Raw genomic sequence first — 21,139 nt, 5'->3', positions numbered from 1 at the left:
CGCCTCCTCTCAGGCCAATTGCGAATGGCGTTCTATCCAATCGTCGGTGGTTTGTTTCACGGGAGTTTCTGGCGCATCCCACTGGGCCGAGTCGTGCCAATGGCGAACCTGGATCCCCAAGGCTTCGAAAAACGTCTGGGTGTCGGCGCTCAAGGCATCCCCCACCAGCAACGGCGCGCGGGTGCGAGAAAAGCCCAGGACGTCGCGCAAGGGGCGCCGAACCAACCAGTGCCCCAAATAGCGTTGCAACAGACCCGGGCGCGCTGCCAAGGCCCAGTCCACCAGCCGGCGCTGCCAACTGCCCGGTTCCGACAAGCGTTCAAGTACATCCCTGTGCAGGCGCGCGTAGGTCTCACGCGTACCCGCCACCAGCGTCGGGCCCAGCTCGCGCCGGTCGCGATCACGGGTCGCCAGGTTCTCCGGGAAATTCAGGCGAAAGCCGGCAATCAGCCAAGGCGCCAACAGATAGCGCGCCTGACCGCCAGAGGCGAAGGCCCGGGCCGCCAGCGCTTCTTCCTGGCGCCCCAATCCTTCCCGTTGCACCAGACGCCGACCTTCCTGCAACAGCTCGGCGTGACTGATGCGTTGTTGCTCGATGGCCTGCGGGCCCTGGCGGTAAAAGACAAAAGCCGTATGCAGCGGCCGCGCTTGCGGCGCCAGTTCAGGGGACGTGCGCTGGGCAACCAACGTCGAGTAGTCCAGCATTCGATCGAACGCAACGGCATCCGACAGGCCACGCTTGTCGAGATAGATCCCAACCTGCGGCGTCACCCGTGCAGCACACAGCAGAAGGATTTCCTCGTGCCCTTCGGCCAGTACGAAGTCCGGTTGCAGTTCGCCGAGCAGTGAGGTGCTCGACAGGTCCACCGGATCGATCAGGCTCGCCACGCCGCCCAACCACTGCGCAGCCAGCGCTGCCAGCAGCGCCTGCGGCCGCGGGCGGCTGATGATCGTCAGGGTCGCGCCCACCGAAAAGCCCAGGCCCTGCAAGGCACTCGCCAGACTCTGCACCTCGTCAGCCAACTGGCGCCAGGTTCGCTCCTGCCAAACGCCCAGGTGCTTATGGCGCAGGGCAATACCGCGGCCCTGCCCCAGTGCCTGCTGCAGCAGCCACTGGGGCAAACTGGCCGGAACCGCGTGCCGTGTGTCGGTGAACGTGACCATGTTTCCTCCCGGGCCTAAGCGACTGCCGCTGTTCTGGACGTCACTTGGCGTTGTTCCAGTTCACGCACCAGCGGCAGGACCTTGCGGCCGAAATACTCGACTTCTTCCTGGAAGTGCAAGAAGCCCGCGAGCACCAGGTCGACTCCCACGGCCTTGAGCGCGACGATGCGTTCAGCGATCTGTTGCGGCGTACCGATCAGGTTGGTCTTGAAGCCGTCGTTGTACTGCACCAGGTCCTCGAAGCTGGATTTGGCCCAGTTACCCTCGCCTTCCGGGCTGGACTTGCCGGCCTGTTTCGCCGCATCACCGAAGGCATTGACCGCTTCGGGGTCGGCCTGGTCGATGATCTGGGCCAGCACCGCACGCGCCTCTTCCTCGGTGTCGCGGGCGATGACGAACGCGTTCACCCCGACCTTGACCTTGTGGTTGTTGGCCGCGGCTTTCGCCTGGATGTCATCGACCTGGGCCTTGATCCCCTCAACGGTATTGCCGTTGGTGAAATACCAGTCGGAGACACGGGCGGCCATGTCCCGGGCGGCACGTGAGCTACCGCCCTGGAAGATTTCCGGATGCTGCTGCAACGGCTTGGGCTTGAGGGTGTAGTCATGGAAGCGGTAGAAGTCACCGCGAAAGGTGAAGTTGTCGGTGGTCCAGATGCCCTTGAGTGCCGTGATGAATTCCTCGGAACGGCGATAGCGCTCATCGTGCTCCAGCCACGGCTCGCCAATGGCGGTGAACTCGCCCTTGAACCAGCCCGACACGATGTTGACCGCCACCCGGCCACCGGTCAGGTGATCGATGGTTGCGATCTGCTTGGCCAGCACCGACGGCGTCCATGGCCCCGGCAACACGGCGGCGATGACTTTCAGGCGTGTGGTGGCGGCCAGCAAGGCGTGACTGAACGCCACCGATTCATGCTGGTATTCGGCACCGTACCCGGCGGTAAAACGCACCTGGGACAGGGCGTAGTCGAAGCCCGCATCCTCAGCGATTTGCGCAAGCTTGCGGTTGTAGTCGATTCCCCAGTCGGTGCGCTGTTCGATCTTGCTGACCACCAGACCTCCGCTGACATTGGGCACCCAGTAAGCAAATTTGATCGTGTCCTGGCTCATTGCATGTACTCCACGGCTCGTTGAATTGAATTGATTGATCAGGCGGCGCTGACGTTGCGCCGCGCATCCGGGGCAAGGCTCAGCAGCGCCGACTCGACAGCGCGCTCGATGCGCTCCAGCACCTGCGCGCTGGAGATCCCGTAGTGAGTGAAATCGGTTTCGCTGGCATAGACCCCCACGGGCAGACTGAGGGCCTGGAAGAAGCCGAACAGCGGCCGCAACTGGTGATCGATGATCAAGGCATGGCGATCGGAGCCCCCGGTCGCGGCCAGCAGCACCGGTACGTTTTTAAGGGCTTCGTGATGAACGAAATCGAATAGATGCTTGAACAGGCCGGTGTACGACGCCCGATAGACCGGGCTCGCCGCAATCAGCAGATCAGCGCTTTCAATGGCCTGCAGGTCTTCTTGCACGGCGGCGGGCAACGCCTCACGACGCAGTACGCCGGCGAACTGTGGGCCGATTTTGGCCAGTTCGACCAAGCGCACTTCGATCGGCAATTGCTGCCCGAGCCCTTCCACCAGCGCGTTAAGCAGGACCAGGGTGCGCGACGGTTGCTGCACGCTGCCTGACACTGCCACCACTTTGAATTGCTTGTTCATCACTTACCTCATGCCAGTAGACGCTGTCGCAGCGTCCGCACAAGGTCTAGAGCAGCAACCGTGCCAGCTTTATATTTACTTATTAATCAATTATTTAACCAAATAACGAAATCACTGCGCTGTCGTCTTACAGACAAGCTGTTGCTACGCTGTTGCCTGGCCAACACCCCGCGGTGTCGTTGCTCACGGTGATGACTGTTGCCCAGCACACAGTCGCGCAACAGATTGTCCGCAGGCCGACAACCCTTTCGCCCATAAAAGCCGTGCAGCCCAGGTTCTACGGGCATTTCACGTCAGGCATGGACCGTGCAATGGCTCCAGCTACCCTCTCGTCATCAGAAGGAACACCGTCATGACCGCACAGCAACAACACCTGCCGCCTGTCCTCTCCACCGGCACTGACTATCAAGCCTTGGTCGAGCGATTTCGGCCGATTTTCGCGCGCATCCAAGCCGGCGCCCTGGAGCGTGAACAAACCCGTAGCCTGCCTTTCGAACAGGTGAAATGGTTGAAGGAAGCCGGCTTTGGCGCCGTGCGCGTACCAGTCGAGTTCGGTGGTGCGGGGGCTTCGCTGCCGCAGTTATTGCAACTGCTGATCGAACTGGCCGAAGCCGACTCCAACCTGCCCCAGGCCCTGCGCGGCCACTTCGCCTTTGTCGAGGATCGCCTCAATGCCCACGCCAGCAGTCCGCAGGACATCTGGTTCAAGCGCTTCGTCGAGGGCGACCTGGTGGGCAATGCCTGGACCGAAATCGGCGCGGTGAAAATCGGCGAAGTCGGCACCCGCGTGTCCCGTCTGGGCGATCAATGGGTCGTCAACGGCACCAAGTACTACAGCACCGGCAGTATTTTTGCCGACTGGATCGACCTGTACGCCCAGCGTGACGACAACGGCAGCGACGTGATCGCCGCCGTCAATGTCCACCAGCCGGGCGTCAAGCAAAGTGACGATTGGGACGGCTTTGGCCAACGCACCACCGGCAGCGGGACGTCGGTGTTCGAGAATGCCGTGGTCGAGGCCGAAAACCTCATCGACTTCGCCACCCGCTTCAAGTACCAGACGGCGTTCTATCAACTGGTCTTGCTGGCGGTGCTGACCGGCTCAGGCCGCGCAGCCGTGCGCGACATCACCGAGCAGGTGAACAAACGCACACGGATATTCAGCACCGGCAATGCCAGCCAAGTGAGCCAGGACGTACAAGTGCAGCAAGTGGTCGGCAAGGCCTCGGCCCAAGTCTATGCTGCCGAGGCTACCACCCTGCGTGCCGCAGCGGCCTCGCAACGCGCCTACGAAAGCCGCTTTGGCCGTAACACCGAGGCCGAGCACATCGCCAACATCGCCGCCGAACTGGAGTCCGCCCAAGCCCAGGTGGTGATCTCCGACCTGGTACTGCGTGCCACCAGCGACCTGTTCAACGCCCTCGGCGCGTCGGCCACCAGCACTGGCAAAGCCCTCGACCGCCACTGGCGCAATGCGCGAACCGCCGCCTCGCACAATCCGCTGATCTATAAGGAGCGCATCATTGGCGACTGGGAAATCAATGGCACGGAACCACCGTATGTCTGGCAAATTGGCAGAGGGTCCAAGCAAGGCTGAGGGCTGTACCTGCAAGGATTGATCGTTCCCACGCTCCGCGTGGGAATGTCGCCAGGGACGCTCCGCGTTCCACTTCAATTCATGGAAACGGCTTCGATCAGCACCTGTTCCAGGATGGCAAAAAAACATTTGATATGAGCCTGTTTCAATACCTGGGGCCGGGTCACCAGATAAACCTCCATGTCTGGAAGTTCGATCTGCGGGAACACCTCGACCAGGTCTTTCGCTAGAATACGCGGCAACACCCCCACGCCCATGCCGCGTTTCACCGATTCAAGCTGCGCGGTAAAGGAGCTCACGCTGATCTGTGCCCGTTCCAGGCCCGCGGCTTTTGCTGCACGCATTTGCGGCAACATGTCCAATGGAGGCAGCAAGGCAATGTTGCCCGCAGTGGCCAGCGTCATTCCCGGAAAGCGCTGCAGATAACTTGCTGCCGCGAAGACACCGTAGGCGAATTTGCCGAGAGGACGATAAATCAACGACGGTTCGCCCAGATGGGCCGTGCGTACCGCAATGTCTGCGGCTCCGCGAACGATCTTGTGAAAGTCCGGTGTTGACAGCAACTCCACCGAACAGCGCGGATGCAAAGCAGTGAAGCGACTGGCAGCCTCCAGCACGGCAGATGAAAACCCCTCCCCGGCACTGACGACAACACTGCCCGATAGCTCCGTGGGCCGCTCGGACAGGGCCGCCAAGGTTTGCCGTCGCAAGCCCGATTCAGCAGCCTGGGCAACCTCCAGAAGCGACTGGCCGCGCGGGGTCAACCAACATCCTTCCACGCCCCGCTCCACCAGCGGTTCGCCCAGGGCGCTTTCAAGCTGGGTCAAGCGTCGGGACACCGTAGACGGCGCCATCCCCAGTAACTGGCCCGCTTGAAGAAAGCTGCCGCGCCGCGAAACCGCCAACAGCAGACGAAGATCATCCCAATTTGCTTGCAACGCCATGCGTCATTCCTTCCCTGGTCTGCATATATGCAAAGCCATTATGCAGCAGTCGCCATTTTTCGCGAGAGGCCTGGGCGGTATATCTACACGCCGTCGAAACAACAGGAAGGTTCGAACATGTACAGCGTCTTCGTCACTGGCGCCACAGGCTTACTGGGCAACAACCTGGTGCGTGAACTGATCGCTCGAGGCTATGCGGTCAAAGCCCTGGTCCGATCAAGAGCCAAGGGTGAACAGCAGTTCAGCAAGCTGCCACGGGTGGAACTGGTCGTGGGAGACATGGCCGACGTAGAGGCCTTCGCACCGGCGCTGCAAGGCTGCGATACGGTGTTTCACACGGCGGCATTCTTTCGCGACAACTACAAGGGCGGCAGCCACTGGAAAGCCTTGGAAAAGATCAACGTCAGCGGTACGCGGGATCTGATTGACCAGGCCTTCCGCGCCGGCATACGGCGGTTCATCCATACCTCATCCATCGCCGTGCTCGACGGGGCGCCCGGCACATCCATCGACGAGACCTGCCTGCGCGCCGAGGCCGATGCGGATGACTACTACCGCAGCAAGATTCTCGCTGACAGGGTCATCCTGTCGTTTCTGCAAGACCATCCCGAAATGCATGCCTGCATGGTCCTGCCTGGCTGGATGTGGGGCCCCGCCGACATCGGACCGACCTCCTCGGGGCAGTTGGTCAACGATGTCGTGAACGGCAAATTGCCCGGCCTGATCCCCGGCAGCTTTTCCGTGGTCGATGCCCGCGACGTGGCACTGGCGCAGATTGCCGCTGCCAATCATGGACGCCGGGGGGAACGCTATCTCGCCGCTGGCCGGCATATGACCATGGGCGAACTGGTGCCTGTCCTTGGACGCATCGCGGGCGTCAAGACACCGGCTCGACAAGTACCGCTGCCCCTTCTATACCTCTTGGCGGCCGTGCAAGAACTCTATGCACGTATCACCCGCAAACCCGTCCTGCTGAGCCTGGCCACCCTGCGCCTATTGGTGCGAGAAGCAGACCGCAGCCGTTTCAATCACAGCAAAAGTGAACACGAGCTCGGTGTACGCTTCCGTACGCTGGAGCGGACCCTCAGCGATACCGTGGCGTGGTACCGTGATCACGGCTGGTTCAAAAATTACAGTGTGCCGGCCAGACAGACCACTGACACAAGGACGTAGAAAGACTGTGCCCAGAGAAATAATCCTGATGCGCCATGGCCAGCCAAAACTGGCCGCGACCGCCAAAGTATCAGCGCTCGATATGAAAGACTGGATCGAACTCTACGACCGCTCGGAAATCACTCATCACCCCGCCCCGGACGCCAGCCAACAGCTCGCCGCGACCGCCACGGTCATCGTTTCAAGCTCCGCGCCTCGTGCGCTGGCCTCTGCCCTGGCATTGGGCCTGGAACCCACCGTCGTCGACGCGCTTTTCTGTGAAGCGCAACTGCCGTATGGCCGCTGGAAATGGCCAAGGCTCTCACCGTTTACCTGGGCGTTTGTTCTGCGGGTCTTATGGTTGTGCGGGTACTCCCGCCGGGTTGAGTCCGCAGGTGCCGCGAAGCTGCGTGCCAACAGCGCAGCGCAACGGCTGCAGGCACTTGCCGGCAATGGCCCGGTCCTGCTGCTGGGGCATGGCTGGATGAATCGCATGATCGCCAAGCAATTGAAGGCGGACGGCTGGACTCGTCAAAAGCGCAATGGCAGCCAATATTGGAGTGCGGCGGTCTATCGGAATTAATCCCGGCGGTTTTTAAACCGTCGCACAGCCTATGCCTGCGCTTGGCCTTGAACCATGCGCCAACTTTTCCACAAAACCAGTCGGAACCCGTACCAGGCAGCCAAGAATACTGGCAGCATACCTTTCCTTCTTTGCACTCATGGAGTGACTGTGACGAATCTTGGTGCCGCCCCTGTGTTGCTACCCGCCTCCACCTTTGCGGATTACCGCTTCTTTCGCCGATTGGGCATGTTCGTTCTTGCCAGCCTGGTGTTTTTCCTAGCCGCAATACCCGCGGTTCTCCTCATACCGGCAGAGTCATACCTGTCGTTTGCCGCCACGATGGGCCCAATCGCGCTCATTCTCCTCGCCCTGTTCGCCTGGCAATACCGCTCCGATTCAGGCGCCCAACTGCGCGGTGACGCCATCCGCAACCCGCTGCGGATCGGTGCGTTCGGGATCATTGCGTCCTACCTGCTTTGCGGGGTCGCCATCGTCGTGCTGGGCTTGCCTCAAGAGGCCTTCATGGCCGAGCTCCTGGCCGGCCTCAGCGGTTGGCAAGGCGCGATCAAAATCGCCTCGCTGATCGTGTTTCCGCCCATCGCCGAAGAGTTGTATTTCCGCCATTACCTGCTGCGACTGTTCCCCTACGAGAACAGCCCTGCCTGGAAATGGATCGCAGTCATCGTGACGTCGGCCATCTTTGCTGGCATTCACATCCAATACGGTAATTGGACAACCATCGCGCTGCTCTTTGCTTGTGGATGCGTGTTCGCCATCGCGAGAATCAACAGCGGTGGCCTGCTGGTCCCGATACTGCTGCACTCGCTGGCGGAGATTGTTGCCCTGACCACTGACGGGGCTTTGCGCCTGCTGGGGCTTTACAGTTGATCTACAAGTACCTGACTTCTCGGCTGGCCAGGCAACTTGTCCTGGTTCTTCGGCCGTACATCACCACTCCAGGCCTTGGTAACAATGAAAAATCATATTAGGGGATATACCCTGGCCATTTTGGCACTTTCAGCCGTGGGCGAGCCCGTACAAGCAGCAACGTGGCAAATTTGCCGCTTGGAACTGCGTATCGTTGAAGTGCTGAAACAACCGTATCCGCAGCTACAGGCCCGGGTCCTGAAAGTCAGACCGGCATCGACCACCGTAGAATGCCCGGAGGCAGGGGCCACGCTCACGTTCACGCCAGAAACGACCGATTACCAAGCCACGCTCCCCCGCCGGCATTGGCCCAAGAAAGGCCAGTCGGTACGTATCGATTACCGGTATCTGGACGGCATGTGTAAAGGCGACGGCAACAGCTATGCCTGTCGCATCAAGCACTACCCATTAGTGGGTCGATAGAAGGAGGCAATCATGAGCATGAAGCCCGTCAGCATTCGTACCTTGCGCAGTACTGATACTGAGGCGTTACTGGCTTTCGAGCGGGACAACCGCGAGTGGTTCGAGCGCCACATTGACCCTCGCGATCCGGCTTTCTACTCGGTGCAGGGCGTCACCGAGCACATCGCAACGTATCTGGCTGATTTCGCCGCCGGAGCCTGGCACCCGTTTGTCATTGAGGATCCCGAGGGAAAAATAGTGGGCCGAGCGAACCTCAAAGACATCGACCTGGCCGAGGGGTCAGCAGAGGTCGGCTATCGGATAGCCCAAAGCGCCTGCGGACAAGGACTGGCGACACTGGCGGTGAAGCATCTGATCCAGCAGGCGCAAGTGCATTGGCGCCTTAACCGATTGGTAGCCCACGTCTACGCTGGCAATATCGCCTCGGCCAAAGTCCTCAAACGGTGTGGTTTCCTGATCGAGCAATTAGCGCTGCACGAAGGGATAGAGCGCGATTATCGGTTTGGCCTGTGGATTGAGGAGAGTCACCAGTACGCTACCGGTTCAGAGGATAATTCCTAGCTTTCTGATGCTCCCACGTCTACCAGCCAAACATTTCATCCGGCTGTAAAGCAGACCCTAATTGGCAAACAAGTATTACTCGGGGATACCCAAAACCATCGGCCCCGCGTGCCTACCCCAATAACCCAACCAACTGCCATGGCGTCATCTTGGTCACCATGATCATCACGATCACAAACATCCCGGAAAATCCGCAGACACCCAACCAGAACCATTTTCGATACACGGGCAGGTACTGATTATCGAGCGTCTTTCCAGCTTCGACCGCGCTTGAAGCCATCACGTACAACCGCTTCTGCAGCACCAATACCGGCAACCAAAGCGCCCCCACGCACAGGAAGATGATCAGCGAGGTCAGCACCCATTCGGTGGTCAGGGGAAGCCCGGCGAGCGTCAGCAGCAGGTAGCCCGTGATGATCTGAATAAAGCCGGCCGGCGTGGTAATCCAGGTGTCGAACTGCACGACCGTCCTGGCCACGTGCGCGATCACTTGAGGGTTGGCCGTGCGGCTGGCGGCGATCAGATAGAGGTAGGAGCCCATGCCGAATCCGAACAGGAAAACAGCGGCGATGATGTGAACGTACTTCAGGCACAGGTAGAGCATGGTCAGCCCTGCCCGTCAGAGAAGTGCACGGACAGGCTCAGGTTTTCCGGATCGTTGATCGCGGCCATGTATTCGTCAACGGTGATTTCGCCGACGCACGCGCGGGCGCCGGGTGCGGGCAAGTAGCCCTGGGCGAGTTTTGCGGCCCAGGCGACGGCGGCGCAGCTGGGAATCTCCGGGCCTTTGTCATTCAAGGCCGTGAGCTGCGCCGTCATGAACAACGGTTTTCCTTCGAGCCCGATGCCCTGGACATCGATGTACATCGCGCTTTTGCCATCGCCGAATCGTTCGAACCACAGCCCCCAGCGATGAAGCCTTGCGGCCCAAGGGGCATGGTCACGGACGATACCTTTGCGCAGTGCCTGGGCCAGCAGGTAGTTGGCCAGGCCTCCGAGCTTAAGGCCTGAACCGGCCTTGAAACTCAGGGTTTGTGCGCCATAGCGGCCGGCAAAGATGTCCATGTCCGGCACGTCGACATTAGCTAACAGCCGAGTGCCCATGTGCGGCATTCTGCGCAGCTCAAGATCCTGCCAGCCCAACACCTCGTGCACTTGGCCGTTCTTGAGCTGCTTGATCGGCTTGCCGGCGTAGGCCAGGACGCCTTCGACGGTGGACAGTCCCGGCATCTTGGCCGAAGAGGAGATCCCATGCTCGATCAAGTCGATGCGTTTAAAGCGATAGCGCTGCTGATCGATGATCGCGGCCGATAGCGTCGGCACTGAACTGCAACCACTGAGGATCGCCACGCCCGCCTGCTTTGCCCGGGCATCGAGAGCGCCAATGCCGGTGACGAAAGCCCTGGAGTCGGACAGGTCACAGTAGTTCACGCCTGCGTCGATACAGCTCTCGGCCACTGCATAGGATTGCCCCTGAAACGGCCCGCCGGTATGGATGACCAGCTGGATGTTCATCGAGCCCAGGACGGATTTGAACTCAGGGCCCATGGCATCGCCGCACCAACTTTCGCAGACAGCGCCTGATTGGGTTTTCAACTCAGCGACTTTGCGTAGCAACTTCTTGGGATCACGGCCCGAAAGCACCAGCTCTATATCGGGCATCGCCACCAAGTGCCTGCAAACGATGCTGCCGAAGTTGCCATACCCACCGATCACCAACACCCTGAACGCCATTCAATGCTTCCCTAATAAGTCGATGAGCCAGCGCCTTGCCGCAGCCCTATCCAGCACCAATCCATACCTGCGTAGTGTATTCGTTAGATAGTCGATGACGCTAAATCATTGATCCTATTATCGGCTGAGCGCCACCACAAACTCTAGGAACGCTCGCACCTTGGCCGGCGGCAAGTGCCTTGAAGGGTACAAAGCGTAGAGCGGAAAATATTCATCAGGCCAATCCGGAAAGAGTTCGATGAGCCTTCCTTCACGTAGGGCCGCGTCTAGCCCCAATTCCAACACCTGGGCAACGGCATGACCTTCCTCACAGATTCGGTGCATGGTGCCTACATCATTGACCATCAGTCTTCCGTGCGTTTTGACACTCAAACGCTCGGCACCTCGATGGAATTCCCAAATGAAAGGCTTGCCTGTTTGAGGATTTCGAAAGTCCACGCATACATGCTCCGCGCGCTCAAGCTCGGACGGATGCAGCGGACGACCGTGTTTTTCCAGGTAAGCCGGGGACGCGACGGTAAGCACCCGAGTTTGCAGCAACTGCCTGCCGATCAGTGAAGAGGAAGGTTGCTCGCCAAAGCGCACAGCCAGGTCAACGCCATCGGCCACCAGGTCCCCCATCTGCTCACGGGTCACTAGATCCAGCTCGATCGCGGGGTAGGTTGCCATGAAGCTGCCAAGCGCGGGCGCCAGGATCAGCCTGGAGAAATACGGGTCAACATTGACCCTGAGCCGTCCCCGTACAGCCGTAGCACTGCCAGATGCGACCGTCGCCGCCTCCTCCAATCCGGCGAGCAATGGCGCTATTTCTTCGTAAAGGCGGCGTCCTTCATCTGTGAGCTTCACCGAGCGAGTAGTCCGGTCGAATAAGCGAATTCCCAGTCTCGCTTCGAGACGCGCGACTGCCCTGCTGACCCCGGACTGAGTCATATCCAGTGCATCCGCAGCCTTGACGAAACTTCCGCTATCGACCACCGCCGAGAGTACGCCCATACCGCTGACCAAGCGCCCGTCGAAGCTCATTAATGATTCTCCGTCATATACGCAATGCGACTCATGATATCGAAGAAAGCTTGGAGCCAGCGCAATAATTCACCCATAGCGGCAACAGGTCGCTCTTCAAGAGGAATTGGTATGTATACGGTTATGGGTGTTACGGGTCAGGTAGGTGCCGAAGTTGCTCGCAACCTGCTGGGTGCAGACAAGCGAGTCAAAGTTGTCGTGCGTGATGCTGAGAAAGGCAAAGCGTGGGCCGCGAAAGGTTGCGAAGTCGCAATTGCTGACGCTAATGACATCAGCACACTGATCCCTGCCTTCAGTGCCAGTACTGGCGTGTTCATCCTGTTGCCTGCCAACTTCGATCCTTCCGAAGGCTTTGCGGAGACACGCCAGATCATCGAAAACCTGCGCACAGCGCTTGAGACAACCCGGCCGGAAAAGGTGCTGTGCATTTCCACGATTGGCGCCCAGGCAGGTCAACCAAATCTGCTGAACCAGCTTCAAATCCTCGAACAGAGTTTTGGCACGCTGGACCTGCCCATCACGTTCCTGCGCCCTGCCTGGTTCTTGGAAAACAGCCTGTGGGACATCGAGCCCGCCAAGAGCAGCGGCGTGATCCCGAGCTTCCTCCAGCCACTGGATAAGCCAGTTCCCATGATCGCTACAGCCGACGTCGGCAGGGTAAGCGCCGAACTGCTGCAGGAAGAGTGGTACGGCAAGCGAATCGTCGAGCTGGAATCCGAGCACCCGGTTACGCCCAATGACATCGCCGCTGCTTTTTCGCAGCTGCTGGATAAACCCGTGAAAATGGAAGTGGTACCCAGCGATACCTGGGAGGCACTGTTCCGTTCTCAAGGCATGAGCAACCCCAATCCGCGCATCCAGATGCTCCATGGCTTCAATGAAGGCTGGATTCGCTTCGAAGGTATTCCACGCAAAGGACATGTTGGTTTGAAAGAAGTATTGTCGGCGCTTCTCTCTCGCTGACCACGGTGCGAATCAGTGAGTCGCTGCGTTAGCCCCCTGCTGATACTCCCTCGGCGTGCAGCCGAACTCGCGGCGGAACACCGTGTGCAGGTACTGCGCCGATTTGAAACCGCAATTCTGGGCGATGTCGGCAATCGGCGAGTCGGTGTTTTCCAGTCCGCTGGCGGCCGCCGCCAGTTTGAAGCGCAGGATTTCGTCGTGCACGCTGCAGCCACGCGCCTTGCGAAAGTGCGACTCCAGCGATGAGCGCGACACCCCCACATACGCGGCCACCTGGGCAGTCTTGATGCCCTGGCAGGCGTATTGGCGGATGAACAGCAGCGCTTGCATGACATAGGGATTGCCCAACGGTTGATGCAGGCTCGAGGCTTGCACGTTGATCGCGTCAGGAGGAATCAGCACCTGTGTGCCGGTGGAGGGCATGCCGTGCAGCATCTGATGAAGCAGGCGCGCGGCGGTGCGGCCCATGGTTTCGGTGCCTTGGATCACCGAACTCAACGGCACCCGCGTCAGGCTGCGGGTCAGCGGATCGTTGTCGATACCAATCAACGCCACCTGCTCGGGTACGGCGATGCCGGCGGTCAGGCAGGCCTGCAGCAGCTGCCGGGCACGGGCGTCACTCACGGCGATGATACCGATGGGTTTGGGCAGGCTTTGCAGCCAGGCGATCTGTTGCTCGACGGCGCTGTCCCAGAGTGGCGCGCTGGTGCCCATGCCGCGATAGACCTCGACGTGCAGGCCATCGCGCTGCACCAACCGGCGAAAGGCTTTTTCCCGTTCCTGAGCCCAACGGTTGGCCTGTGCTTCAGGCAGGCTGAAACAGGCAAAGCGTGTCAATCCGGCCTCGATCAGGTGCTCATAAGCCAATTTCATCAACGCGTCATTGTCAGTGGCAACATAGGGAATACCCTTGGGATAGGCGCGGGCATCCTGATAAGACCCCCCCACCGCCACGACCGGCAATTTGATCCCGGCCAGCGCCTCGCCGATCAGCGGGTCGTCGAAGTCGGCGATGATCCCGTCGCCCTGCCAGCGTTCGATCCCTTTCAAGCGACAGAGAAAATCCTCCTCGAGAAACAAATCCCAGGACGCTCGGGTGCTGCTCAGGTAGTTGCCGATACCGCTGATGATGCCACGGTCGTAGATCTTGCTGCCGTTGAACAACAGCGCAATGCGGTGGACGGGGGGGACGGTTTTCATTGGTTTTACCCTAAGCCGGTGCAAACAGACTAGGCCTCGCAACGTCGAACCTCAATACTCAAAATCGAACTACCCGTTGGTGATTTTCATAATCAGCAGCCACAGGCCCGGCGTTAGTATCGAGACACCGCCAAGAACAATAAGGAAATCGCCATGCCGTACTTCCCCGGTGTCGACAAGATTCGCTACGAAGGCCCCACCAGCCACTCGCCCCTTGCCTTCCGCCACTACGACGCCGACAAGCTGGTACTCGGCAAACCCATGCGCGAGCACCTGCGCATGGCGGTCTGTTATTGGCATACCTTTGTCTGGCCGGGCTCCGATGTGTTCGGCGCCGGCACCTTCAAGCGCCCGTGGCAGCGCAGCGGGGACCCGATGGAGCTGGCTATCGGCAAGGCCGAAGCGGCCTTCGAGTTCTTCTCCAAACTGGGCATCGACTACTACTGCTTCCACGACACCGATGTCGCCCCGGAAGGCCATTCGCTGAAGGAGTACCGCAACCACTTCGCACAGATGGTCGACCACCTGGAGCGCCATCAAGAACAGACAGGGGTCAAGCTGCTGTGGGGCACCGCCAATTGCTTCAGCAACCCGCGTTTTGCCGCCGGCGCCGCCAGCAACCCGGACCCGCAGGTGTTCGCCTGCGCGGCTGCGCAGGTGTTCAGCGCCATGAACGCCACCCAACGCCTCAAAGGCTCCAACTACGTATTGTGGGGCGGCCGTGAAGGTTACGAAACCCTGCTCAACACCGACCTCAAGCGCGAGCGCGAACAACTCGGCCGCTTCATGCGCATGGTGGTCGAGCACAAGCACAAGATCGGCTTCAAGGGCGACCTGCTGATCGAACCCAAGCCCCAAGAGCCGACCAAGCACCAGTACGATTACGACAGCGCCACGGTGTTCGGCTTCCTGCAACAGTACGGCCTGGAAAACGAGATCAAGGTCAACATCGAGGCCAACCACGCGACATTGGCCGGGCACAGCTTCCACCACGAGATCGCCACCGCCGTCTCGTTGGGGATCTTCGGCAGCATCGACGCCAACCGTGGCGATCCGCAGAACGGCTGGGACACCGACCAGTTCCCCAACAGCGTCGAAGAGATGACCCTGGCCACCTACGAGATCCTCAAGGCCGGTGGTTTCACCAACGGCGGGTTCAACTTCGACTCCAAGGTCCGCCGCCAGAGTAGCGACGAACAAGACCTGTTCCACGGCCACATCGGCGCCATGGACGTCCTCGCCCTGGCCCTGGAGCGCGCGGCGGCCATGGTGCAGGACGATCAACTCCAGCGATTCAAGGATCAACGCTACGCCGGCTGGCAACAGCCATTTGGCCAGGCGGTGCTGGCGGGCGAGTTCAGTCTCGCGTCACTGGCCGAACATGCCTTCGCCAACGAACTCAATCCCCAGGCCGTCAGCGGTCGGCAGGAGATGCTCGAAAACGTGGTCAACCGGTTCATCTACCCCTGACAACCGACGGCGTGCGCAGCGCAGAGGCTGTTACATTCTCGCGACAAATCTCTGCCCGCGGCGCCCCGGGAGTCTCTACAGTTCTATCCGCACCACGCTCATCGTCAGGCAGTGTCTTTCAAACAACAATAAAAGGACGCACCACAATGAAAAAAATACAACGCACATTACTTGCCGGCGCCCTGGCCCTGCTCTCGCTTCCGGTCATGGCCGACGCGGCCCACCCCAAGATCGGTTTTTCCATCGATGACCTGCGTCTGGAGCGCTGGTCGCGGGATCGCGACTACTTCGTCGCGGCGGCGGAAAAACTCGACGCCAAGGTCTTCGTGCAGTCGGCCGACGCTAACGAGCAGAAGCAGATATCCCAGATCGAAAACCTCATTTCCCGCGGCGTCGACGTGATCGTCATCGTGCCGTTCAACGCCACCGTACTGACCAACGCCGTCGCTGAAGCCAAGAAGGCCGGGATCAAGGTGGTGTCCTATGACCGCCTGATCCTCAATGCCGACATCGACGCCTACATCTCCTTCGATAACGAAAAAGTCGGCGAGATGCAGGCCAGCGGCGTGCTCAAGGCCGCGCCCAAGGGCAATTACTTCCTGCTCGGTGGTGCCCCCACGGACAACAACGCCAAGGTCCTGCGCGAAGGCCAGATGAAGGTGCTGCAACCGGCCATCGACAAGGGTGACATCAAGATTGTCGGCCAGCAGTGGGTGAAGGAGTGGAACCCTACCGAAGCCCTGAGCATCGTGGAAAACGCCCTGACCCGCAACGACAACAAAATCGATGGCATCGTCGCCTCCAACGACGCCACCGCCGGCGGCGCGATCCAGGCCCTGGCCGCGCAGAAAATGGCCGGCAAGGTACCGATCTCCGGCCAGGACGCCGACCTGGCAGCGGTCAAGCGGGTGATCGATGGCACCCAGACCATGACCGTCTACAAGCCGCTGAAACTGATCGCCTCCGAAGCCGCCAAGCTCTCGGTGCAACTGGCGCGGAACGAGAAACCCAGCTTCAGTTCGCAATACGACAATGGCAGCAAAAAAGTCGACACCATCCTGCTCACGCCGACACCGCTGACCAAGGACAACATCGACCTGCTGGAAAAGGACGGGTTCTACACCAAGGCGCAGATCGCCGGGCAGTGACCTAACCAGTCAATCAAGCAAAGTCCCTGTGGGAGCGAGCTTGCTCGCGATGGCGGCAGCACATCCAATATTGATGCAAGCTGAACCACCGCTATCGCGAGCAAGCTCGCTCCCACAGAGGACTGACTGGATCGAGGGGATGTCTGGCCCACGGCCGCCCCCCTGCTTTGAGTGAGCCTTTTTTCACGAGCCCTCGCCATGTCCGACTACCTGTTGCAAATGAACGGCATCGTCAAAACCTTCGGCGGTGTCAAAGCCCTGAATGGCATCGACATCAAGGTCCGGCCGGGGGAATGCGTCGGCCTGTGCGGCGAGAACGGCGCTGGCAAATCGACGCTGATGAAAGTTCTCTCGGCGGTCTATCCCTACGGCACCTGGGACGGTGAAATCCTCTGGGACGGCCAGCCGCTCAAGGCGCAGTCCATCAGCGAAACCGAAGCCGCCGGGATCGTCATCATTCACCAGGAATTGACCTTGGTCCCCGACCTGTCGGTGGCCGAAAACATCTTCATGGGCCACGAGCTGACGCTGCCCGGCGGTCGCATGAACTACCCGGCGATGATCCATCGCGCCGAAGCCCTGATGCGTGAACTCAAAGTGCCGGACATGAACGTCTCGCTACCGGTTTCCCAGTACGGCGGTGGTTACCAGCAACTGGTGGAAATCGCCAAGGCGCTGAACAAGCAAGCACGGCTGCTGATCCTCGACGAGCCCTCCTCGGCCCTGACCCGCTCGGAAATCGAGGTGCTGCTGGACATCATCCGCGACCTCAAGGCCAAAGGCGTTGCCTGCGTCTACATCTCCCACAAGCTCGATGAAGTGGCGGCCGTGTGCGACACCATTTCGGTGATCCGCGATGGCAAACACATCGCCACCACCGCCATGACCGAGATGGATATTCCGAAGATCATCACCCAGATGGTCGGACGGGAAATGAGCAACCTCTACCCCACCGAACCCCATGACATCGGCGAGGTGATATTCGAGGCGCGCCACTTCACCTGCTACGACGTCGACAACCCCAAGCGCAAACGGGTCGACGACATTTCGTTCGTGCTCAAGCGCGGGGAAATCCTTGGCATTGCCGGGCTGGTCGGCGCCGGTCGCACGGAACTGGTATCGGCGCTGTTCGGCGCCTACCCCGGCCGCTACGAAGGCGAAGTCTGGCTCAACGGCCAACAAATCGACACGCGCACGCCGCTCAAGTCGATCCGCGCCGGCCTGTGCATGGTTCCTGAAGACCGCAAGCGACAAGGCATCATTCCCGACCTGGGGGTGGGCCAGAACATCACCCTGGCCGTGCTGGACAACTACTCGAAAATGACCCGCATCGACGCCGAAGCCGAACTGGGCAGCATCGACAAGGAAATCTCGCGCATGCACCTCAAGACCGCGAGCCCGTTCTTGCCGATCACCAGCCTTTCCGGCGGCAACCAGCAAAAAGCCGTGCTGGCGAAGATGCTGCTGACCAAACCCCGCGTGCTGATTCTCGATGAGCCCACCCGCGGCGTGGATGTCGGCGCCAAATATGAAATCTACAAGCTGATGGGCGCGCTGGCGGCCGAAGGCGTGTCGATCATCATGGTCTCCTCGGAACTGGCCGAAGTGCTGGGGGTATCCGACCGCGTGCTGGTGATCGGCGAAGGCCAGTTGCGCGGCGACTTCATCAACCACGAACTCACCCAGGAACAGGTGCTCGCCGCCGCACTCAGCCAGCCCGATGGCCATAACAATAATGATCGGAAGTCCGCGTAGATGAATCAGGTCAAACAACTTTTCAGCCGCTATAAAATGCTCGCCCTGGTGATCGCCGTGGCGGTGATCTGGCTGTTCTTCAGCTGGCAGACCGACGGCGGGTTCGTGACCCCGCGCAACCTCTCCAACCTGCTGCGGCAGATGTCCATCACCGGAATCCTCGCCTGCGGCATGGTGCTGGTGATCATCAGCGGCGAGATCGATCTGTCGGTGGGTTCATTGCTGGGGCTGCTCGGTGGCCTGGCGGCGATTCTCGACGTGGTCTATCACATTCCGTTGCTGGCGAACCTGAGCCTGGTCGCCTTGTGCGGTTTGGTGATTGGCTTGGGCAACGGCTACATGACCGCCTACCTGCGCATCCCATCGTTCATTGTCGGCCTGGGCGGCATGCTCGCCTTTCGCGGCATCCTACTGGGGGTGACTGGCGGCACCACCATTGCCCCGGTGTCACCGGAGCTGGTCTACGTCGGCCAAGGTTACTTGCCACATACAGTCGGGACCGGGCTCGGCATCCTGCTGTTCGCCCTGACCCTGTTCCTGACCTGGAAACAGCGGCGCAATCGGGCCCTGCATGGCCTGGCGGCGCACTCACTGGTGCGTGACGTATTGCGCGTGGTGTTGATCGGCGCGGTGCTGGCCGGGTTCGTCTATACCCTCAACAGCTACGACGGCATCCCGGTGCCGGTGCTGCTCTTGTTGGTCCTGCTGGGGGTGTTCAGCTACGTCACCAGCCAGACCGTGTTCGGCCGCCGCGTCTACTCGGTGGGCAGCAACATGGAAGCCACGCGCCTGTCGGGCATCAACGTGCAAGCGGTGAAACTGTGGATCTTCGGCATCATGGGCGTGATGTGCGCCCTCGCTGGCATGGTCAACACCGCACGCCTGGCCGCTGGCTCGCCCTCGGCCGGCAACATGGGCGAACTCGACGCCATCGCCGCCTGTTTCATCGGCGGCACCTCCATGCGTGGCGGCTCCGGCACCGTCTACGGCGCCCTCCTCGGCGCGCTGGTCATCACCAGCCTGGACAACGGCATGTCCATGCTCGACGTCGACAGTTATTGGCAGATGATCGTCAAGGGCAGCATCCTGGTGTTGGCGGTTTGGGTGGATGTGAGTACCCGGACGGGACGGCGTTGACCCGTATGCGTCACTTGCTGGCAGAGGCCATCAGCACGCCGAAACCCATGAACGTGATCCCCGACAGCTTGCCAGCAATCCTCGCGCCCTTGCTCGTGGAGAGCCAGCCTCTTGCGACTTGGGCCGTCAGGGCATAACCGGAATGCACCAATACGACGAGCAAACTGTAAGACGACACCAGCAAGAAAAACTGGCTGTAGTAGTCACCCGCCGGCTTGATGAACTGGGGAAAGACAGCCAGGAAGAAGAAACCCGCCTTGGGGTTCAACAACTGAATTGACAACGCTTCGATAAATCGCCGCCATGGACGCGGCGACGTGGCGTTGAGTTCGGGAATGAAACGCTGGGTGCGCCACATCTTGATGCCCAGGTACAACAAGTACAGCGCCCCGATGTACTTGAGCACCGTGAAGGCCGTCGCCGAGGCGGCCAGGACCAACCCCAGGCTACTGGCGCAAATACCCGCCACGATAAAAGCGCCCGCGGCGATCCCGAAGATACCCGGCAGCGCACCGCTCCAGCCATGACGCAAGGCATTGGAAATCGTCAGCACCACACCCGGGCCTGGGCTGAGCACCGTCAGGGTCGCCAGAATCAGAAAAAGTCCGTAACTGACCATTAATCACTCCACGTTGAAGGGCGCATTGATCCGGCCTGCAGATTGGCGTGACACCGCAACGCTGACAAACGCTTTAATTGCACCTCATATGTGACTAAATTAGACACATGATTGCCAACCTCCCCCCATTGAACGCCGTCCGTGCCTTCGCCGCTGCCGCTCGCCACCAGAGTTTCAGCCGCGCAGCCGAAGAACTGCACGTCAGCCACAGCGCCGTCAGCCGGCACATCAAGCTGCTTGAAGAACGCTTGGGGGTGTTGCTGTTCGAGCGCCGAACCCGCCAGTCCGTGCTCACGCCCGCGGGGCAAACCTTTTACGAACAGGTCAGCGCGGCACTGACCCAGATCGCCAACGCCGCTGCCGCCCTGACTCGCGGTGCTTCCCAGCGCAAGGTGAGCATCAACGTGCGCCCCTCCTTTGCGGTGCGCTGGCTGATCCCACGGTTACCTGAGTTCATGGCACTCCATCCGGACATCAAGCCCGAAGTGCTCACCCGCACACAGCCGCCGGATCAATCAGGCGAAACGTTCGACGTGGTCATCCGCCGCGGACATTCCGGCTGGTCGCCCGATGTCCAACCCCAGCCCCTGCTGGAAGACGACCTGCTGCTGGTCGCCGCCCCGTCACTGCTGCATGGCGTGCCGCTGGACAGTGTCCACGATCTGGCCCGGCACACGCTGTTGTCAGGCAGAACCCGTAGCAGCGATTGGCAGACGTGGGCAAAGCACGCCGGCATCAAACGATTGAGCAACCAGCCAACCCTGCAGTTCGATCACATGCATCTGGTGCTGCAAGCCGCTGTCGACGGTTTGGGCGTGGCCTTGTGTCCGGCATCGCTGCTGGGCAAAGACTTGTTGACCGGACGCCTGAGCTGTCCACTGCCAACCTTGCGCCTGCCGTTGACCCGCTACTACTACGGTGTTTCCCCGGACGCCGCGGCCGAAACGCAGGTCTTTGTCGATTGGATGTTCTCTCAAATTCGGCAGGATGGGACGGCCGTTGCTTCAACAGGCTTGATAACGGATCGCGCGAGCTGAAAGGCA

General features: G+C 60.4%; 21 protein-coding genes. 12 read left to right on the top strand and 9 right to left on the bottom strand.

What is annotated here, in order from left to right; genetic code table 11:
- Positions 1–9: 9 nt before the first annotated feature.
- The 3 genes from J9870_RS13035 to msuE are packed head-to-tail and all read right to left on the bottom strand — an operon-like array spanning position 10 to position 2,878.
- The gene (locus J9870_RS13035; RefSeq protein WP_210644619.1) at positions 10–1,164 is read right to left on the bottom strand and encodes an AMP-binding protein; all 1,155 of its coding nucleotides are present in this window, start codon (positions 1,162–1,164) and stop codon (positions 10–12) included.
- A 14-nt stretch (positions 1,165–1,178) separates the two neighbouring features.
- On the bottom strand, positions 1,179–2,276 hold the full coding sequence (gene sfnG / locus J9870_RS13030) for a dimethylsulfone monooxygenase SfnG (RefSeq protein WP_210644617.1): 1,098 nt from the start codon (positions 2,274–2,276) through the stop codon (positions 1,179–1,181).
- Positions 2,277–2,314: 38 nt separating this feature from the next.
- Entirely contained in the window at positions 2,315–2,878 is a 564-nt protein-coding gene (gene msuE / locus J9870_RS13025; RefSeq protein WP_210644615.1) for an FMN reductase, read from the bottom strand.
- A 352-nt stretch (positions 2,879–3,230) separates the two neighbouring features.
- On the opposite strand from msuE, the gene J9870_RS13020 reads away from it, so the two are divergent.
- A complete protein-coding gene (locus tag J9870_RS13020) occupies positions 3,231–4,475 on the top strand; it encodes an acyl-CoA dehydrogenase family protein (RefSeq protein ID WP_210644613.1) in 1,245 nt (414 codons plus the stop codon).
- A gap of 74 nt (positions 4,476–4,549) precedes the next feature.
- Here the strand turns inward: J9870_RS13020 and J9870_RS13015 are convergent, their stop codons facing one another.
- Positions 4,550–5,419 carry a LysR family transcriptional regulator gene (locus J9870_RS13015; RefSeq protein ID WP_210644611.1) on the bottom strand — a complete coding sequence of 290 codons (870 nt, stop codon included), beginning with the start codon at positions 5,417–5,419 and terminating at the stop codon, positions 4,550–4,552.
- A gap of 117 nt (positions 5,420–5,536) precedes the next feature.
- Here J9870_RS13015 and J9870_RS13010 point away from each other — a divergent pair, with 117 nt between their 5' ends.
- The 5 genes from J9870_RS13010 to J9870_RS12990 all read left to right on the top strand — a co-directional run bounded on the left by J9870_RS13010 (position 5,537) and on the right by J9870_RS12990 (position 9,047).
- The gene (locus tag J9870_RS13010) at positions 5,537–6,592 is read left to right on the top strand and encodes an SDR family oxidoreductase (protein WP_210644609.1); all 1,056 of its coding nucleotides are present in this window, start codon (positions 5,537–5,539) and stop codon (positions 6,590–6,592) included.
- Between the two features lie 28 nt (positions 6,593–6,620).
- A complete protein-coding gene (locus J9870_RS13005; RefSeq protein WP_210644607.1) occupies positions 6,621–7,154 on the top strand; it encodes a histidine phosphatase family protein in 534 nt (177 codons plus the stop codon).
- Positions 7,155–7,304: 150 nt separating this feature from the next.
- Positions 7,305–8,024 carry a type II CAAX endopeptidase family protein gene (locus tag J9870_RS13000; RefSeq protein WP_246883115.1) on the top strand — a complete coding sequence of 240 codons (720 nt, stop codon included), beginning with the start codon at positions 7,305–7,307 and terminating at the stop codon, positions 8,022–8,024.
- An 84-nt stretch (positions 8,025–8,108) separates the two neighbouring features.
- Positions 8,109–8,486, top strand: coding sequence for a hypothetical protein (locus J9870_RS12995; protein WP_210644605.1), 378 nt, complete (start codon positions 8,109–8,111; stop codon positions 8,484–8,486).
- An 18-nt stretch (positions 8,487–8,504) separates the two neighbouring features.
- Entirely contained in the window at positions 8,505–9,047 is a 543-nt protein-coding gene (locus J9870_RS12990; RefSeq protein ID WP_210645243.1) for a GNAT family N-acetyltransferase, read from the top strand.
- A gap of 112 nt (positions 9,048–9,159) precedes the next feature.
- Here the strand turns inward: J9870_RS12990 and J9870_RS12985 are convergent, their stop codons facing one another.
- The 3 genes from J9870_RS12985 to J9870_RS12975 all read right to left on the bottom strand — a co-directional run bounded on the left by J9870_RS12985 (position 9,160) and on the right by J9870_RS12975 (position 11,804).
- On the bottom strand, positions 9,160–9,651 hold the full coding sequence (locus J9870_RS12985) for a DUF2269 domain-containing protein (RefSeq protein WP_210644604.1): 492 nt from the start codon (positions 9,649–9,651) through the stop codon (positions 9,160–9,162).
- Between the two features lie 2 nt (positions 9,652–9,653).
- Positions 9,654–10,781: a saccharopine dehydrogenase NADP-binding domain-containing protein gene (locus tag J9870_RS12980; RefSeq protein WP_210644603.1), complete on the bottom strand. Its 1,128-nt coding sequence runs from the start codon at positions 10,779–10,781 to the stop codon at positions 9,654–9,656.
- 117 nt (positions 10,782–10,898) lie between these two features.
- Positions 10,899–11,804: a LysR family transcriptional regulator gene (locus J9870_RS12975; RefSeq protein WP_210644601.1), complete on the bottom strand. Its 906-nt coding sequence runs from the start codon at positions 11,802–11,804 to the stop codon at positions 10,899–10,901.
- A gap of 111 nt (positions 11,805–11,915) precedes the next feature.
- Between J9870_RS12975 and J9870_RS12970 the strand changes: the two genes are divergently transcribed.
- Positions 11,916–12,767 (top strand): NmrA family NAD(P)-binding protein, encoded by an 852-nt coding sequence (locus tag J9870_RS12970; RefSeq protein WP_210644599.1) that lies wholly within the window; start codon positions 11,916–11,918, stop codon positions 12,765–12,767.
- A 12-nt stretch (positions 12,768–12,779) separates the two neighbouring features.
- On the opposite strand, the gene J9870_RS12965 is transcribed toward J9870_RS12970, so the two are convergent.
- The gene (locus J9870_RS12965) at positions 12,780–13,967 is read right to left on the bottom strand and encodes a XylR family transcriptional regulator (protein WP_210644597.1); all 1,188 of its coding nucleotides are present in this window, start codon (positions 13,965–13,967) and stop codon (positions 12,780–12,782) included.
- Between the two features lie 153 nt (positions 13,968–14,120).
- Between J9870_RS12965 and xylA the strand changes: the two genes are divergently transcribed.
- The 4 genes from xylA (at position 14,121) to J9870_RS12945 (ending at position 19,477) form a co-directional block, all read left to right on the top strand.
- Positions 14,121–15,437 carry a xylose isomerase gene (xylA, locus tag J9870_RS12960; protein WP_210644596.1) on the top strand — a complete coding sequence of 439 codons (1,317 nt, stop codon included), beginning with the start codon at positions 14,121–14,123 and terminating at the stop codon, positions 15,435–15,437.
- Between the two features lie 146 nt (positions 15,438–15,583).
- A complete protein-coding gene (gene xylF / locus J9870_RS12955; RefSeq protein ID WP_210644594.1) occupies positions 15,584–16,585 on the top strand; it encodes a D-xylose ABC transporter substrate-binding protein in 1,002 nt (333 codons plus the stop codon).
- A 198-nt stretch (positions 16,586–16,783) separates the two neighbouring features.
- Positions 16,784–18,340 carry a D-xylose ABC transporter ATP-binding protein gene (xylG, locus tag J9870_RS12950; RefSeq protein ID WP_210644592.1) on the top strand — a complete coding sequence of 519 codons (1,557 nt, stop codon included), beginning with the start codon at positions 16,784–16,786 and terminating at the stop codon, positions 18,338–18,340.
- The gene (locus tag J9870_RS12945) at positions 18,341–19,477 is read left to right on the top strand and encodes a sugar ABC transporter permease (protein WP_210644590.1); all 1,137 of its coding nucleotides are present in this window, start codon (positions 18,341–18,343) and stop codon (positions 19,475–19,477) included. It begins immediately after the preceding gene.
- 10 nt (positions 19,478–19,487) lie between these two features.
- Here the strand turns inward: J9870_RS12945 and J9870_RS12940 are convergent, their stop codons facing one another.
- A complete protein-coding gene (locus J9870_RS12940; RefSeq protein WP_210644588.1) occupies positions 19,488–20,096 on the bottom strand; it encodes a LysE family translocator in 609 nt (202 codons plus the stop codon).
- 107 nt (positions 20,097–20,203) lie between these two features.
- Between J9870_RS12940 and gcvA the strand changes: the two genes are divergently transcribed.
- Positions 20,204–21,133: a transcriptional regulator GcvA gene (gene gcvA, locus J9870_RS12935; RefSeq protein WP_210644586.1), complete on the top strand. Its 930-nt coding sequence runs from the start codon at positions 20,204–20,206 to the stop codon at positions 21,131–21,133.
- Positions 21,134–21,139: the final 6 nt, after the last annotated feature.

This window comes from Pseudomonas sp. Tri1 (assembly GCF_017968885.1).
Taxonomy (GTDB): domain Bacteria; phylum Pseudomonadota; class Gammaproteobacteria; order Pseudomonadales; family Pseudomonadaceae; genus Aquipseudomonas.
This window is presented reverse-complemented; position numbering and strand designations above follow the sequence as displayed.

What these genes read in the sequence shown, in the direction of transcription:
- J9870_RS12965 (WP_210644597.1), bottom strand. Translation starts at nt 13,967, where the DNA reads ATGAAAACCGTCCCCCCCGTCCACCGCATTGCGCTGTTGTTCAACGGC.
- J9870_RS12940 (WP_210644588.1), bottom strand. Translation starts at nt 20,096, where the DNA reads ATGGTCAGTTACGGACTTTTTCTGATTCTGGCGACCCTGACGGTGCTC.
- J9870_RS13015 (WP_210644611.1), bottom strand. Translation starts at nt 5,419, where the DNA reads ATGGCGTTGCAAGCAAATTGGGATGATCTTCGTCTGCTGTTGGCGGTT.
- J9870_RS12995 (WP_210644605.1), top strand. Translation starts at nt 8,109, where the DNA reads ATGAAAAATCATATTAGGGGATATACCCTGGCCATTTTGGCACTTTCA.
- J9870_RS12970 (WP_210644599.1), top strand. Translation starts at nt 11,916, where the DNA reads ATGTATACGGTTATGGGTGTTACGGGTCAGGTAGGTGCCGAAGTTGCT.
- sfnG (WP_210644617.1), bottom strand. Translation starts at nt 2,276, where the DNA reads ATGAGCCAGGACACGATCAAATTTGCTTACTGGGTGCCCAATGTCAGC.
- xylG (WP_210644592.1), top strand. Translation starts at nt 16,784, where the DNA reads ATGTCCGACTACCTGTTGCAAATGAACGGCATCGTCAAAACCTTCGGC.
- J9870_RS12990 (WP_210645243.1), top strand. Translation starts at nt 8,505, where the DNA reads ATGAAGCCCGTCAGCATTCGTACCTTGCGCAGTACTGATACTGAGGCG.
- J9870_RS13020 (WP_210644613.1), top strand. Translation starts at nt 3,231, where the DNA reads ATGACCGCACAGCAACAACACCTGCCGCCTGTCCTCTCCACCGGCACT.
- J9870_RS12945 (WP_210644590.1), top strand. Translation starts at nt 18,341, where the DNA reads ATGAATCAGGTCAAACAACTTTTCAGCCGCTATAAAATGCTCGCCCTG.
- J9870_RS12980 (WP_210644603.1), bottom strand. Translation starts at nt 10,781, where the DNA reads ATGGCGTTCAGGGTGTTGGTGATCGGTGGGTATGGCAACTTCGGCAGC.
- gcvA (WP_210644586.1), top strand. Translation starts at nt 20,204, where the DNA reads ATGATTGCCAACCTCCCCCCATTGAACGCCGTCCGTGCCTTCGCCGCT.
- J9870_RS13035 (WP_210644619.1), bottom strand. Translation starts at nt 1,164, where the DNA reads ATGGTCACGTTCACCGACACACGGCACGCGGTTCCGGCCAGTTTGCCC.
- msuE (WP_210644615.1), bottom strand. Translation starts at nt 2,878, where the DNA reads ATGAACAAGCAATTCAAAGTGGTGGCAGTGTCAGGCAGCGTGCAGCAA.
- xylA (WP_210644596.1), top strand. Translation starts at nt 14,121, where the DNA reads ATGCCGTACTTCCCCGGTGTCGACAAGATTCGCTACGAAGGCCCCACC.
- J9870_RS13005 (WP_210644607.1), top strand. Translation starts at nt 6,621, where the DNA reads ATGCGCCATGGCCAGCCAAAACTGGCCGCGACCGCCAAAGTATCAGCG.
- J9870_RS12975 (WP_210644601.1), bottom strand. Translation starts at nt 11,804, where the DNA reads ATGAGCTTCGACGGGCGCTTGGTCAGCGGTATGGGCGTACTCTCGGCG.
- J9870_RS12985 (WP_210644604.1), bottom strand. Translation starts at nt 9,651, where the DNA reads ATGCTCTACCTGTGCCTGAAGTACGTTCACATCATCGCCGCTGTTTTC.
- xylF (WP_210644594.1), top strand. Translation starts at nt 15,584, where the DNA reads ATGAAAAAAATACAACGCACATTACTTGCCGGCGCCCTGGCCCTGCTC.
- J9870_RS13010 (WP_210644609.1), top strand. Translation starts at nt 5,537, where the DNA reads ATGTACAGCGTCTTCGTCACTGGCGCCACAGGCTTACTGGGCAACAAC.